Source organism: Nonomuraea sp. NPDC050540 (assembly GCF_044457485.1).
In the GTDB taxonomy this organism is placed as follows: domain Bacteria; phylum Actinomycetota; class Actinomycetes; order Streptosporangiales; family Streptosporangiaceae; genus Nonomuraea.
Window position 1 is genome coordinate 422,162 of the sequence record NZ_JBITHA010000004.1, and the last position, 14,320, is coordinate 436,481.

The 14,320-nt window shown below is 70.0% G+C and carries 12 protein-coding genes; 3 read left to right on the forward strand and 9 right to left on the reverse strand.

Annotated elements, in window-relative coordinates:
• Positions 1 to 601 precede the first annotated feature (601 nt).
• The gene (locus ACIBI5_RS16550) at positions 602 to 1,132 is read right to left on the reverse strand and encodes a tetratricopeptide repeat protein (RefSeq protein WP_379611360.1); all 531 of its coding nucleotides are present in this window, start codon (positions 1,130 to 1,132) and stop codon (positions 602 to 604) included.
• Between the two features lie 160 nt (positions 1,133 to 1,292).
• Between ACIBI5_RS16550 and ACIBI5_RS16555 the strand changes: the two genes are divergently transcribed.
• A complete protein-coding gene (locus ACIBI5_RS16555) occupies positions 1,293 to 1,634 on the forward strand; it encodes a hypothetical protein (RefSeq protein WP_397247538.1) in 342 nt (113 codons plus the stop codon).
• Between the two features lie 293 nt (positions 1,635 to 1,927).
• On the opposite strand, the gene ACIBI5_RS16560 is transcribed toward ACIBI5_RS16555, so the two are convergent.
• The 4 genes from ACIBI5_RS16560 to ACIBI5_RS16575 are packed head-to-tail and all read right to left on the reverse strand — an operon-like array spanning position 1,928 to position 6,290.
• Positions 1,928 to 2,596, reverse strand: a complete 669-nt coding sequence (locus ACIBI5_RS16560; RefSeq protein WP_397247540.1) for a TetR family transcriptional regulator — start codon at positions 2,594 to 2,596, stop codon at positions 1,928 to 1,930.
• A 31-nt stretch (positions 2,597 to 2,627) separates the two neighbouring features.
• Complete coding sequence (locus ACIBI5_RS16565; protein WP_397247542.1) at positions 2,628 to 4,349, reverse strand: SDR family oxidoreductase; 1,722 nt, start codon at positions 4,347 to 4,349, stop codon at positions 2,628 to 2,630.
• A gap of 10 nt (positions 4,350 to 4,359) precedes the next feature.
• On the reverse strand, positions 4,360 to 5,421 hold the full coding sequence (locus ACIBI5_RS16570) for a CapA family protein (protein WP_397247544.1): 1,062 nt from the start codon (positions 5,419 to 5,421) through the stop codon (positions 4,360 to 4,362).
• A 50-nt stretch (positions 5,422 to 5,471) separates the two neighbouring features.
• Complete coding sequence (locus ACIBI5_RS16575; RefSeq protein WP_397247546.1) at positions 5,472 to 6,290, reverse strand: helix-turn-helix transcriptional regulator; 819 nt, start codon at positions 6,288 to 6,290, stop codon at positions 5,472 to 5,474.
• 72 nt (positions 6,291 to 6,362) lie between these two features.
• Here ACIBI5_RS16575 and ACIBI5_RS16580 point away from each other — a divergent pair, with 72 nt between their 5' ends.
• Positions 6,363 to 7,727 carry an MFS transporter gene (locus ACIBI5_RS16580; RefSeq protein ID WP_397247548.1) on the forward strand — a complete coding sequence of 455 codons (1,365 nt, stop codon included), beginning with the start codon at positions 6,363 to 6,365 and terminating at the stop codon, positions 7,725 to 7,727.
• Positions 7,728 to 7,826: 99 nt separating this feature from the next.
• Entirely contained in the window at positions 7,827 to 9,275 is a 1,449-nt protein-coding gene (locus tag ACIBI5_RS16585; RefSeq protein ID WP_397247550.1) for a catalase, read from the forward strand.
• 86 nt (positions 9,276 to 9,361) lie between these two features.
• Here the strand turns inward: ACIBI5_RS16585 and ACIBI5_RS16590 are convergent, their stop codons facing one another.
• The 4 genes from ACIBI5_RS16590 to dnaJ form a co-directional block, all read right to left on the reverse strand.
• A complete protein-coding gene (locus tag ACIBI5_RS16590) occupies positions 9,362 to 10,015 on the reverse strand; it encodes a hypothetical protein (RefSeq protein WP_397247552.1) in 654 nt (217 codons plus the stop codon).
• Between the two features lie 168 nt (positions 10,016 to 10,183).
• Positions 10,184 to 12,763: an ATP-dependent chaperone ClpB gene (clpB, locus tag ACIBI5_RS16595; protein ID WP_397247554.1), complete on the reverse strand. Its 2,580-nt coding sequence runs from the start codon at positions 12,761 to 12,763 to the stop codon at positions 10,184 to 10,186.
• A gap of 6 nt (positions 12,764 to 12,769) precedes the next feature.
• Positions 12,770 to 13,120: a heat shock protein transcriptional repressor HspR gene (locus tag ACIBI5_RS16600; protein ID WP_184958700.1), complete on the reverse strand. Its 351-nt coding sequence runs from the start codon at positions 13,118 to 13,120 to the stop codon at positions 12,770 to 12,772.
• A 4-nt stretch (positions 13,121 to 13,124) separates the two neighbouring features.
• Positions 13,125 to 14,315, reverse strand: a complete 1,191-nt coding sequence (dnaJ, locus tag ACIBI5_RS16605; protein WP_397247556.1) for a molecular chaperone DnaJ — start codon at positions 14,313 to 14,315, stop codon at positions 13,125 to 13,127.
• Positions 14,316 to 14,320 lie beyond the last annotated feature (5 nt).

The following is a 14,320-nucleotide window of genomic DNA, read 5'->3' on the forward strand; positions in this document are numbered from 1 at the left end:
ACCATGCCCGCGCCCTGGTGGCCGGCGAGGAAACACCTACGCGGCCCGAGCCCCACATCGTGGCGCTCCAACCCCTTACCTCTTGCTTCTTGCCTGTTGCCTTTCGCTCTGCCTTTGCCTTTTGCCTCACTCGCGAGCCTGCGCGCTGTCGCACGTCCTCGCGTACCCCTCGCGACGAACGCGGGCTCACCCATGACATCTGCGCGCTCATCCGTACTGCGCCGCCACCCACCCCCGAGACCACCTCAGTCCCCCCGCCATCCCACGACTCCACCGACCCCCCACAGGCCCTGACCCCAGCCACCCGCCTTGGGCGCACAGCCGGCGTTTGCCTGTCTCGCGGGAATCGCGTTGCCATGGCTGCGGCCCTGCGTTGCCAGAGCGGCCGCCTTCGGCGAGACGACGCCTCGGTGTGACCGCCTGATGCCCGCCGCGCCGCACGGAGCCCGCGTGCCGGTGCGCCGCCTCGCTCGCCGGAGGGCCGTGCCGCAGGAGGCCCGTGGTTTGGGGCAGGCCGGAGCGCCCGGAGACGAGGATGGGCACGGCCGGAGGTCTGGTCGGTGCCGGGGGCGCGACCGGGGGAGGAGGCCGATGCTCGGGGTTAGGACACCAGGGCGTCCAGGTCGTCTTCCGGGAGGCCCAGGTCCACCCTGATGCGGTAGCGCGTGCGGAGGAGGGCGACGTGTTCCGGGTCGTCCTTGTCGCACGACAGCACCGCCTGCGTCGCCCACTCCAGGCCGCCCCTCAGGTCGCCATAGGCCACCAGGGTTTCGGCGATGTTGTGGGCGGTGGCCGGCTGGATCGCCGGCTCGGCTCGCAGGGCTTCGATGATCTCGCGGGCCTCGTCGGGACGCTCCAGTTCGAAGAGCGTGTCGGCGATCCCGGCGCGCGGATCGATACTGGCCTCGCCACCGTCTTCCAGCGCGCGCTGAAAACAGTCCATCGCGCGCGCCGGCTGACCGGCCGCGCGCCACTCCTCAGCCGCAAGGACCAGGATGGACGCTCGGGAGACGTCGCCCTCGGAGTACTCATGGGCGAGATCGTCGAGCTGCCTGGCCAGCGAGCTGTGGTCGTCTGCCAGGAGGGCCCGCTCCAGCAGGCGATCAAGGTGCTCACGGGTCACATACGCCACACCGCCGAGACTACCGAGCGACCAGGTGTCTTTGCTGGGCAATACGCAGGGCGAGACACGCACAGATTGAGTAACGCCTGGTACAACTCTGGTCACAGCCCGCGTGTTGTCCCAGGCGGCAGGGCATATAGCCGTCGCGCGAACCGCGACGGAGGGGGCTGTGATGGGCTTGTCCAAGCAGGTGACCTTCTCGCTGGCGTGTGCGGTGGTGCTGTCCGCGCTCATCCCCGGAGCCGCCGGCTACCTGTCCGCCCGCGTCGAGTCGATCGAGGCGGCCGAGCGTAATCTGCACGCCCAGGAGGCGCGGCTGAACGCCCGGCTCGCCCGCGAGACCAGACCGGTCTCCTACCCGGCGCCGTGCGAGGTCCCACCTGCCAGGCCGATCCGCGAGCAGCCCGCCCCGGCGGCGTTCGTCCCGGCCCCGGAGTACAAGCCCGACTTCAAGCCCAGAAAGCGCGAACGCCCGCCCGTGGTCCCGCCGCCCGCGTGGCTCCCCGAGTGAACCACCCCGGTCGGCCGCGAGGAGGAAGCCTCCTGGGCGGGAGTGCGCGGGCCTGAGGGGTGAGCCACTCCGAGGGGTGAGCGCCTCTGTGGGGCGACATCACCTGGCCGGCGCATCGTGCAGCGGGTGGGCGTCGCAGGGGTTGCGATCCGCTCCGAAGAGCCCCGGCGGGGGTGAGCGGCTCTGAGGGGGTGCGACCGCTGCGAAGAGGTCCGGGCGAGGGGCTGTGTGGGTGGGCGCTTGTCTGGAGATCCTGTGGGAGCGGCCCGGGTGCCCGGTCTTCGGGTGGTGAGTTAACTGTCGCTCTGTGGTGACAGGTGGCGGAGCTGGCGGGAGAGGTATCCGCGGACCATCTGCTTGGCCGCGTCGATCAGCTCCGGTGATCCCTTGGGGTCGCGGCGGAAGGCCAGCTTGAGCACCGCGTCTCCGGCCTCCACCGCCACCAGTACCCCGATGTCGAGCTCGTCGCTGTCGGCCAGGCCGTACTCCTTGAGCAGGAGGCCGCGCAGCCGTCCGGCGATGACCGCGTTGTTGTCGATGTCGACGTCGAGCAGGTTGAGGTCGACGGCGTCACCGAAGTGCAGGCTCTTGAAGCCTGGAACGGTCCTGTGCATGTCGACGTATTCGTCGATGATCGCGTCGACCGCCTCCCACCAGCCGCGGTAGTCCTCCTCCATGAATCTGCGGCCCACTCTGGAGACGAACTGCTCCACGTTGCGCCTGGTCAGCTCCTGGGTGATGGCCCGCTTGTCGGGGAAGAACTGGTAGACCGAGCCGATCGCGACGCCTGCGCGTTCGGCGATGCGGGTGGTGGAGAGCGCTTCGTAGCCGATCTCGTCGAGCAGCGCCGCGCACGCGTCGAGCATCCGCTCCACCCGGCGTGTGCTCCGTCGCTGGGTGGGCTTGCGGCGCAGCGGCTGGGGCTGCGAACAGTCGTCGTCGTCAATTTCGGGGGTGGACACGAAATCCATCTTCCCCCGAAGCGGGCGATCGTTACCGTCCAACGACGGGATTTCTCACGACACCGGATAACCGGGCGAAAGCCCGCATCGCCGAGGGCGAGATCCGCGACATCGCATATCCGATTTTCCCCTCCGCATTGACCGGGACAACCGCCTCATTTCGGTGTACGGCCCGCAGGATGTGCGCCGCCACCCGCTCCGGCGGATACCCACGCCGCTGGAGTCCCAGCTCGGCCAGCTCCCGCAGGTCGGACCCGACATAGGTGGCGTTGCGGGCGATGGCCGTGGACACGAAGCCGGGGCAGACCGTGGTCACGCCGATGCCGTGGCCGGCCAGCTCGGCCCGCAGGCAGTCGCCGAGCATCTTCACCGCGGCCTTGGACGTCGAGTACGCCGGCAGTTCCCGCGTCGCCACGAAGGCGGCCAGCGAGGCGATGTTGACGATGTGCCCGCCCTCGCCGCGATCGACCATCTGGCGGGCGAAGAGCCGGCAGCCGTGAATGACGCCCCAGAGATTCACATCGAGCGTGCGACGCCAATCGTCGAGGGAATGGTCAAGGAACGGCCCGGCCACCGCGATTCCCGCATTGTTCACCACCACATCCGGCACGCCATACTGTGCCGCGATATTTCCGGCGAACTCCTCCATGGCCGTGGTTGAGGCGACATCGAGTTGGACGGCGTGAGCCGTACGCCGGAAATCTTTGCCGATGTCCTCCGCGACCCGCACGGCCGCCTCGCGGTCGAGGTCGGCGCAGACCACCTCGGCCCCGTGCGCGGCGAAGGCGCGCGCGGTCGCCCGTCCGATGCCGCTGCCGGCGCCCGTGATCACGACCAGGCGGTCCTGGTAGGCGCGGCGGCCCTCGCGCACGCGGTCGCGGCGCAGCGAGCGGGTCGAGGCGCCGCCGTCGACGTGCGCGGCGAACTCGGCGATCATCCTGGCCACGGCCTCGGGGTGGCTGCGCTGCGCCCAGTGCCCGGCCGCCAGCCTGCGGTGCCAGAACTCGGGCGCCCACTGGCGCATCGACGCCAGCAGGTTGGGCGAGACGAAGATGTCGCGGCTGGTCTCGATGAGCTGGACCGGCACCTCGACGCCGGGGTCGGCGGGGGCGCGCAGGCGGGTGAAGAAGTTCTGGCGGTAGAGGGCCAGGCCGTTGCGGCCGTCGCGTGTCAGGGTGTCGGCCGGGTGTCCCTGTCTCGGTTCGATGCCCTCGGCCAGGCGCATAGAACGGGCCAGCGCGCGGGGCAGCGGGCCGCGCCAGGCCAGTTCGGGCAGGACGGGGAGCTGGAAGGCACCGATGTACCAGGACCTGGCGAGCTGGCCGGCGACCTCGCGGCGGCCGCCGTAGCGCAGGAAGTGGGCGGCCTGGTCGAGGCCGGGGCCGCCGAAGGTGGTGAAGGAGGCGGCGCGCTCGCGGATGCCGGGGCGGCCGATCGCCTCCCAGCACTGCAGCGAGCCCCAGTCGTGCCCGACCAGGTGGACACGCGGCTTGCCGATCTCGTCGAGCACCGCGCCGAGGTCGGCGGCCAGGTGGTCGAAGGAGTAGTGACGCCGGTCGTGCGGCGCGCCGGACTGCCCGGCTCCGCGCACGTCGTAGCGGACCACGTGGTAGCGCTCGCTGAGCAGACCGGCGACCTCGTCCCAGACGCGGTGGGTGTCCGGGTAGCCGTGGACGAGCAGGATCGTGGGGTTCTCCCGCTCGCCTTCCTCGAAGAGCGCGAGCCGTACATCGCCAGACGGTATTAGACGCACGGTCCAATGATTAACGGGCGGACAGTCCTGTGCAAGAGCGGAGCGCCTTCCAGCTCGTGACGGCCTGGGTGCGGGCGGTGCCGGTCAGGGGGATGGGGGTGCCGCCCTGGATGTTGGCGGGGGTCCACTGGTCCTTGATGACCTTGCGGCCGTTGATCGTCAGGGTGAGGACGCCGCTGGGGCTGTTGCCGTACCAGAGGAAGTTGCCCAGGCCGTAGTTGACGTAGGACCTGCCGAGGTAACCGCTGCCGAGCAGGACGTGGGCGTGGCCGCCGACGATGACGTCCGCGCCGGCCTTGGCCAGTTTGGGGGCCAGGGAGCGCTGCGCCGGGTTCGGGCAGGTCATGCGCTCGGTGCCCCAATGGAGATAGACGATCACCGTGTCGGAGGTACGGCGGGCCTTCCTGACCTCCTGGATCAGCCGTTCCTCGTTCTTGGCCGAGGCCAGGCCGCCCTGGCTGTCGGTGGCGGTCCAGGCCTGGATGAACTCGGCGTCCAGCACCTGGGTGGCGCCGATGATCGAGACGCGGTTGCCGTTCACGGTCCTGCGCCACGGCTTGTAGGCGGCGTCCTCGTTCCTGCCGATGCCCACGACCGGGTACTTCGAGCGCTTGATCGCGGCCAGCGAGTCGGCCAGGCCGGTCTGCATGTAGTCCATGCCGTGGTTGTTGGCCATGCTGACCACGTCGATCCCGGCCGCCTTCAGCGCGGAGAACGCGGTGATCGGCGCCCGGAAGGTGAACTGCTTGCCCGGAGCCTTCGTCCCGCCCGTCGTGATCGCCGTCTCCAGGTTGACCATGGCCAGGTCGGCCCGGCTCAGCACCCTGGCGATCGGGCCGAACGCGGTGCGCGGGTCGCCGTCCAGCCGGGCGCGTAAGACGCCCTCGAAGTGCACGTCCCCACCGAAGGAGATCGTGTACGGCTCCCGCTCGGCGGCGGTCTTGGTCGGCACCTCGGGGGAGGTCGGCATCGACTTGCGCGCGGGGGACCTATCCGGGTCCGACTGGGCCGCGGAGCATGCGGCCACGGTGACGGCCACGGCTAATGCCAGGAGGGCAGGGCGGTGTCTCATCTATGGCTACTTCTCCTCGATCCCACACTTCAGGGATTGAGCATGCCATGTCAGACGGATTCGCGGGTGTGTGCGGTCAACCACACCACTCCGGAGCGGGTTGCCTCGTTCGCGGGGGTATAGATGATCATGCGGGTTTCGGTGGCCGCGTCGCAGCTGAAGTTGGTGGTGGTGAAGTGGAGCTCGCCGACGGCGTCGTTGACGAAGACCTTGTCGCGGCGTCCGGGGTCGGCCACGTCCTGCCGCGCCCACATCCGGGCGAAGTCCGGGCTGGCCGCGATCAGCTTCTCGGCGAACTCCTTCCAGCAGGGGTCGTGCGCGTGCCTGCTGTAGGCGCCGCGGAAGACGGCGACCGCCCGCGCCAGCTCGTCCTCCCGGTTGACCAGCCGCGTGAACAGGTCGCCGCGGGTGAAGGTGAGCCAGAGGGTGTTCGGCTCGCCCTCGACGATCTCGGGGAAGATCGCGGCGTACGCGGCGTTCCAGGCGAGGATGTCGTGCCGGCTGGTGGCGATGCAGGCGGCCATCGGGCTCAGCTGGTCGAGGATCTGGCGCATCTCCGAAGTGACCCGGCCGGAGTCGGCGACGGGTACCGGATCCTGGTGCCCGGCCAGCCGGAACAGGTGCAGGCGCTCGGCGGGGTCGAGCTGGAGGGTGCGGGAGATGGCCTCCAGTACCTGGATGCTGGCGTTGATCGGCCGCCCCTGTTCCAGCCACGTGTACCAGGTCACGCCCACCCCGGCCAGCTGCGCGACCTCCTCGCGGCGCAGGCCGGGCGTACGCCGGCGGGTGCCGGGCGGCAGGCCGGCCATGTCGGGGGTGATGCGCTCGCGGCGGCTGCGGAGGTAGGCGGCGAGGTCGGTCCGCTTCATAGCCAGGTACCTCCAATACCAGGATAAATGGGCTCTCGTTACTGGTATCCAGTCTGTCGCAATCTGGTAGTCATGACTACTGCCACCCTTGCCCCCCAACAGGAAAGGACGAAGACCAGCGGAATCCTCCTGGCGATCATCCTCGTCGGGCAGTTCCTGGCCATCCTGAACGTCAACATCGTCAACGTCGCCATCCCGACCATCGAGCGGGACCTGCACTCCTCCGGCGCGGGCCTGCAGATGATCGTGGCGGGCTACACCATCGTCTACGCCGTCCTGCTGATCACGGGCGCGCGGGTCGGCGACCTTTTCGGTTACCGCAACACCTTCCTGGCCGGGCTGGCCTTCTTCACCCTGACCACGCTGGGCTCCGGGCTGGCGCCCACCACCGGGTGGCTCGTGGTGTTCCGCTTCGCGCAGGGCGCCGGCGCCGCGCTGATGATGCCCCAGGTGCTCACGCTCATCCAGCGCAACTACCACGGCGCGGCCAGAGGCCGGGCGATGGGCCTGTGGTCAGCCGTCGTCAGCGGCGGCATCGTGGTCGGCCAGGCACTCGGCGGCATCATGCTCGGGCTCGGGCTGGGCTGGCGGGTGCTGTTCCTGGTGATGGTCCCGATCGGGGCCATTTTGCTGATCGCCGGGCTCCGGGTGCTGCCGCCCGACGGGGGCGGCGGGCGCACCGGTCTTGACCCGCTCGGGCTCGTCACACTGTCGGTGGCCGTCCTGTTGTTCGTGGTGCCGCTGGTGCTCGGCCGCGACCTGGGCTGGCCGGTGTGGGGCTGGGTCTCGATCGGGCTCAGCGCCGTGGTCTTCTATGTCTTCGTCCGTGTGGAGCGCTGGGTGTCGGGCCGCGGGGGGCGGCCCTTGGTGGACGCCTCCGTCCTGCGGGCGCCGGGCATGCGGCCGGGGCTCGGGGTGCTGTTGTTCGGGCCCGCCACGTGGGGCGCGTTCCTGTTCACCTCGGCGCTGCATCTGCAGGGTGAGCTCCGCCTGACGCCCTTGCAGTCGGGGCTGATGCTGGTGCCGTGCGCCGTGGCGTTCGCGGGGGTCGGGCTGCTGTGGCCCCGGCTGCCTGCCGGATTGCAGCGGACGCTGCTGCCGTTCGGGTACGTGGTGGCGGCGCCCGCGTACTTCGGGCTCGGGCTGGTCAGCGGGGGCGGCTGGCCGTACGCCGTGCTGAGCGCACTCATCGGCGCCGGGCTGGGTGTGCAGATCGCGGTCACCAACCTGGCCACACAGTCGGTGTCGGACGAGTACGCCGCCGACGCCAGCGGCGCGCTGCTCACGGTGATGCAGCTCGGCCAGGTGATCGGGGTGGCGACCGTGGGGACGTTGTTCATGGCGCAGGGCGAGGGGGCCACCGCGGTGGCGCTGGCGGGGCTGGCCGTACTGGCGGGCTTGTCCTCTCTTTTCCTCGTCAGACCAAAACTTGGATGACTCCTTTACTTGAATCATTCGTGTTAAGGGCATAGGTTGCGAGGAGAGGGGGACCCGTCAGGGTCCCCGTCCACGTCCGGAATTCGGGAGGACCTCGCGATGACCACCAGGCCAATCAGCACCGACGACGCCGGTATCCCCGCGCCGAGCGACGAGCACTCGCTCTCCGTCGGACCGAACGGCCCCCTGCTGCTTCAGGATCACTACCTGATCCAGAAGATGGCGCACTTCAACCGCGAACGTGTCCCGGAACGAGTGGTGCACGCCAAGGGCGGAGGCGCTCACGGCGTGCTGCGGATCACCGAGGACGTCAGCCAGTTCACCAAGGCCAAGCTGTTCCAGAAGGGCAAGGAGACGCCGCTCTTCCTGCGCTTCTCGACCGTGGCCGGTGAGCTGGGCTCCGCCGACACCGCCCGCGACCCCCGCGGCTTCGCGATCAAGTTCTACACCGAGGACGGCAACTACGACCTCGTCGGCAACAACACGCCGATCTTCTTCATCCGCGACCCGCAGAAGTTCTCGGACTTCATCCACAGCCAGAAGCGGCGCGCCGACAACCACCTGCGCGACAACAACATGCAGTGGGACTTCTGGACGCTCTCGCCGGAGTCGGCGCACCAGGTCACGTTCCTCATGAGCGACCGCGGCACCCCGGCGAGCTGGCGGAACATGCACGGCTTCGGCTCGCACACGTTCCTGTGGTACAACGCCGCGGGCGAGAAGTTCTGGGTCAAGTACCACTTCAAGACCGACCAGGGCATCAAGAACCTCACCGCGGCCGAGGCGGACGCGCTGGCCTCCGCCGACCCCGACCACCACATCCGCGACCTGCACACGGCGATCAAGGCCGGCGAGCACCCGTCGTGGACGGTGAACGTGCAGGTCATGCCGTTCGAGGCGGCGGCCGACTACCGGTTCAACCCGTTCGACCTGACCAAGGTGTGGCCGCACAGCGACTACCCCGAGATCACGATCGGCACGATGACCCTGAACCGGAACCCGGACAACTACTTCGCCGAGGTCGAGCAGGCCGCGTTCGAGCCGTCCAACCTGGTGCCGGGCATCGACACCTCGCCGGACAAGATGCTCCAGGGCCGCCTGTTCTCCTACCCCGACACCCATCGGTACCGGATCGGGCCGAACTACCAGCAACTGCCGATCAACGCGCCGGCCGTACCGGTGAACAGCTACAACTTCGACGGGCCGATGACCTTCCGCAACCAGCAGGACCCCGTCTACGCGCCCAACAGCGTGAACGGCCCCGCCGCCGACCCGGCCCCGTACGCCGGATCGGACTACAAGGTCGCCGGCGAGATCATCCGCTCGGCCTACACGCTGCACGCCGAGGACGACGACTACGGCCAGCCGCGCGCCCTGTGGGAGAACGTGCTGTCGGAGACCGACCGCGAGCACCTGGTCGGCAACATCGTCGGCCACGCCTCCGCGCCCGAGGTCACGGCGGAGATGAAGAAGCGCGTCGTGGAGTACTGGAGCAACGTCCACAAGGACCTCGGCCAGGGCGTCTCCCAGGGCCTCGGCCTGTCCTGACCCCGGCACGAGCGAAGGGCCGCAACCTGGCGGGTCGCGGCCCTTTCTCATGGCTCGCGGACGGCGGGCGCGCGCCGCCCGCGCGGTCAGCTCAGCTTGAGACCGTTGAGCAGGTCGGCGATCCCCCCGGTCACCGGCTTGCTCTCGGGCACCGGTACCGCCTCCAGCGCCTTGCCTGGCGTCTCGGGCAGCCTGCCGGTGATCTGGTCCGTCACGGTCTCAGCCGGCTGCGGCAGAGCGATCGGGGCTTCCACGCCGGCCACCAGGCCGGACGCGTCGGGCAGCGTGGGCACCTCACCCTCGACCGGCACCGCCGGCAGCGCCGCCAGCGTGCCGGGGATCGCCGGGGTGTTGGGCAGACCCGGCAGATCGGGCGCGGTGGGCACGTTCGCCACGCTCCTCAGGCCCGCCACCCCCGGCGTGCCGGTGGGCATCGACGGCGCGCCGGCGGCCGCGGCAACGCCGCCCAGGTCCGCCAGGCTCAGTACCGCCGACGCCTTCGACAGGCCGGGCAGGCCCGCCTTCCTGGCCAGCGTCTCGGCGGACATCGCCAGGTCGCTGTCCTTGGGCGCGGTCATCCTCTCGCCGTAGTTGCCGCTCATCCGCAGGTCGAGCAGCTCCTCGCAGACCGAGGCCACCGTGGTGGGCGCCCGCAGGGCGGCGACCCTGTCGGCGCAGTAGTCCGCCCCCAGCGCGGGGCCCGCGACCAGCCAGCTCACTCCCGTGGTCAGAGTGGCCACCGCAAGGATGCTTCGGATGCTCCGAGATGACACTTCACGTCCCCCTGATCGTTCTTGGTGATCCGACGAACGCTGAAGCTAGTCACGCGGCCGGGACAGGGAGGGGTGCTTGCCCGAAGGGTGGGCCAGACCTTACCCGGCCGCCCCGGCCGGAGATCGCCTTTGACCTCAGGCGGCGCGCTCCACGGTGAGCTCGTCGTCGCCCAGGTCCACCCGGACCGTGTCGCCGTCGACGACCGCCCCGGCCAGCACCTCCTTGGCCAGCTTGTCGCCGATCGCCGACTGCACCAGCCGCCGCAACGGCCGGGCGCCGTACATGGGGTCGTAGCCGGTGAGCGTGAGCCACTCGCGGGCCGCCGCGGTGACGTCGAGCGTGATGCGCCGGTCGGCCAGGCGGTGGGCCAGCCGGTCGATCTGCAGGTCGACGATCCGCCCCAGCTCTTCCGAGCCGAGCGCGTCGAACAGGATCACGTCGTCGAGCCGGTTGAGGAACTCCGGCTTGAACGCGTTGCGCACCGCGCCCATCACGGCATCGCGCTTGGCGCCGTTCTCCAGCTTGGGATCGACGAGGAACTGCGAGCCCATGTTGGAGGTCAGGATGAGGATCGCGTTGCGGAAGTCGACCGTGCGCCCCTGCCCGTCGGTCAGCCGGCCGTCGTCGAGCACCTGCAGGAGGATGTCGAAGACCTCGGGGTGCGCCTTCTCGACCTCGTCGAGCAGCACCACGGTGTACGGCCGCCGCCGTACCGCCTCGGTGAGCTGCCCGCCCTCCTCGTAGCCGACGTATCCAGGAGGCGCGCCGACCAGCCGGGCCACGCTGTGCTTCTCGGAGTACTCGCTCATGTCGATCCGGGTCATGGCCCGTTCGTCGTCGAACAGGAACTCCGCCAGCGCCTTGGCCAGTTCGGTCTTGCCGACGCCCGTCGGGCCCAGGAACATGAACGATCCCGTGGGCCGGTCGGGGTCGGAGATGCCGGCGCGGCTGCGCCGTACGGCGTCGGAGACGGCCTGGACGGCCTGGGACTGTCCGATGAGGCGGCGGCCGAGCTCCTCCTCCATGCGCAGCAGCTTGGCGGTCTCGGCCTCCAGCAGGCGTCCGGCGGGGATGCCGGTCCAGGAGGAGATGACCTCGGCGATGTCGTCGGCGCCGACGTCCTCCTTGACCATCGGCTGGGACTCGGCCTCCTGGGCGGCGGCGCCGGCGATCTCCAGCTCCTTCTCCAGGCGCGGGACCTCGTCGTAGAGCAGCTTGGAGGCCTCGGCGTAGTTGCCGTCGCGCTGGAAGCGCTCGGCGGTGCTGCGGGCCTCGTCGAGCTGCTTCTTCAGGTCGCCCAGCTTGTTGAGCCCGGCCTTCTCCCGCTCCCAGCGGCCGACCAGGGCGTTGAGCTCCTCCTGGCGGTCGGCCAGCTCCTTGCGCAGGCGCTCCAGGCGCTGCTGGCTGGCCTCGTCGGTTTCCTTGGAGAGGGCGAGCTCCTCCATCTTCATGCGGTCGACGTTGCGCTGGAGCTGGTCGATCTCGACGGGCCGCGAGTCGATCTCCATGCGGAGCCGGGAGGCGGCCTCGTCGACCAGGTCGATGGCCTTGTCGGGCAGGAAGCGGTTGGTGATGTAGCGGTCGGACAGCGCGGCGGCGGCCACCAGCGCGCTGTCGGCGATCACGACCTGGTGGTGCGCCTCGTAGCGGCCCTTCAGGCCGCGCAGGATCGCGATGGTGTCCTCGACGGTCGGCTCGCCGACGTAGACCTGCTGGAAACGCCGCTCCAGCGCCGGGTCCTTCTCGATGCGCTCGCGGTACTCGTCGAGCGTGGTCGCGCCGATCATCCGCAGCTCGCCGCGGGCCAGCATCGGCTTGAGCATGTTGCCCGCGTCCATGGCGCCCTCGGCGGCCCCGGCGCCGACGACCGTGTGGAGTTCGTCGATGAAGGTGATGACCTGCCCGTCGCTCTCCTTGATCTCGGAGAGCACGGCCTTGAGCCGCTCCTCGAACTCGCCCCGGTACTTGGCCCCGGCGACCATCGCGCCCAGGTCGAGCGAGATCAGCCTCTTGTTGCGCAGCGACTCGGGCACGTCACCGGCCACGATGCGCTGGGCCAGCCCCTCGACGACGGCGGTTTTGCCCACGCCGGGCTCGCCGATCAGGACCGGGTTGTTCTTGGTACGCCGCGAGAGCACCTGGACGACGCGCCGGATCTCCGAGTCGCGGCCGATGACCGGGTCGAGCTTGCCGCTGCGGGCCCGCTCGGTCAGGTCGACGCCGTACTTCTCCAGCGCCTTGTAGGTGTCTTCCGGAGTCTCGCTGGTGACGCGGGCGTTGCCGCGTACCTTCTCGAAGGCGTCGAGCAGCGCCTCGGGCGTGGCGCCCTGAGCCTTGAGCAGGCCGGCGGCCTGGCCGCCGTCGGCGGCGAGCGCGACGAGCAGGTGCTCGGTGGAGACGTACTCGTCCTCCAGCCGCTTGGCGCGCTGCGCGGCCGTGTTGATCACGGTGAGCAGCTGGCGCGAGCTCGACGGCGCCGACACCGTGGCGCCCTGCGCCTTCGGCAGCGCCGCGAGCAGTTCCTCCGACTTCGCGCGGATCGCCTTCCAGTCGGCTCCGACGGCCTCCAGCAGAGGTACGGCGGTGCCGCCCGTCTGGGCCAGCAGCGTGGTCAGCAGGTGGGCCGGGGCGATCTCCGGATTGCCCTCGGCGGCGGCACGCCGCATGGCCCCCGACAGCGCCTCCTGGCTCTTCTGGGTGAGCTTGTAGTCCATGTGTTCTTACGCCCCCGGTGGCAGCTCGTAGCGGATCAACGCCCTCACCATCTGCATCTCGGCCCTGAGCCGGTGAACCTCCTCACGCAGCCGCAGGGCCTCGTTCTCCAGCTCGAGAATGCGCTTGATCCCGGCGAGGTTGATGCCCTCTTCCTGGGACAGGCGCTGGACCTCGCGGAGCATGATGATGTCGCGCGTGGAGTAGAGGCGGCCGCGTCCGGCCGTGCGGCCGGGGCTGACCAGTCCGAGCCGGTCGTACTGCCTCAGCGTCTGCGGGTGCAGTCCCGAGAGCTGCGCGGCCACCGAGATGACGTAGACGGGGGTGTCGTCGGACAGGTCGAAATAGTTGGCGTCCATCGGCTTACTCGCTTCTGGCTCGCTGGATGAGTTCGGCGCGCGGGTCGTCGCCCGCGGTGGCCGTGCTGAACTCCGTCAGCAGGTCGCGCGACTTCTCATCGAGCGTCTCCGGCACGAGCACGTCGACGCTGGCGAGCAGGTCGCCCTTGGTGCCGTCCTTGCGGGTGACGCCGCGGCCCCGGACGCGGAAGGTGCGCCCGTTGGGAGTACCCGCGGGGATACGCAGCGTGACCGGCAGGCCCTTGAGGATCGGGACCTTGATCTCGGCGCCCAGGGCGGCCTCGGTGAAGGTCACGGGCACCGTGATGGTCAGGTTGTCGCCGGTCCGGCCGAAGACGGCGTGCGGCTTCACGTGGGTGACGATGTAGAGGTCGCCCGCGGGCCCGCCGTTCTCGCCCGGCGCGCCCTTGGCCTTGAGCTTGACCCGCTGGCCGTCGCCCACTCCTGCGGGGATGCGCGCCTGGATCGTGCGGGTGCTCTTGGCCCGCCCGCTGCCGTCGCAGTCGGGGCAGGGGTCGTCGACGATCAGACCACGGCCCTTGCAGTCGCGGCAGGGCTCGGAGAAGGCGAAGTTGCCCAGGTTGCGGCTGGCCGCGCCGGTGCCCTCACAGGTCGGGCAGACGCGCGGCGTGGTGCCGGCCTTGGCGCCGGTGCCGGTGCACGACTTGCACGCGGCCGAACTGGTCAGCCGGAGCGAGACCGTGCTGCCCTCCACCGCCTCGGTGAAGGTCAGTGTGACCTCGGACTCGATGTCCTGCCCGCGCCGCGGCCTGGTCGTGCCGCCGGTACGGCCGGTGCCGGCGCCACCCCGGTTGAACAGCCCGCCGAACAGGTCGCCGAGCCGCTCGCCCGCGCCGCCACCGCTGCCGCCGCTCTGCTGGCCGGCGGTGCCGCCGAACAGGTCGCCGAGGTCGAACGGGAAACCGCCACCGCCGGGACGCTGGCCGCCGACGCCGGACCCGAACAGCGTCCGGGCCTCGTCGTACTCCTTGCGGCGCTTGGTGTCCGACAGGATGTCGTTGGCTTCGGAGATCTCCTTGAACTTGGCCTCTTTGACGGAGTCACCCTGGTTGGTGTCGGGGTGATACTGCCGGGCCAGCTTCCGGTAAGCCTTCTTGATCTCGTCTGCGGTGGCGGTCTTGGGCACACCAAGGACGGCGTAGTAGTCCTTCTCCAGGTAGTCCTTGGTGCTCATCGATG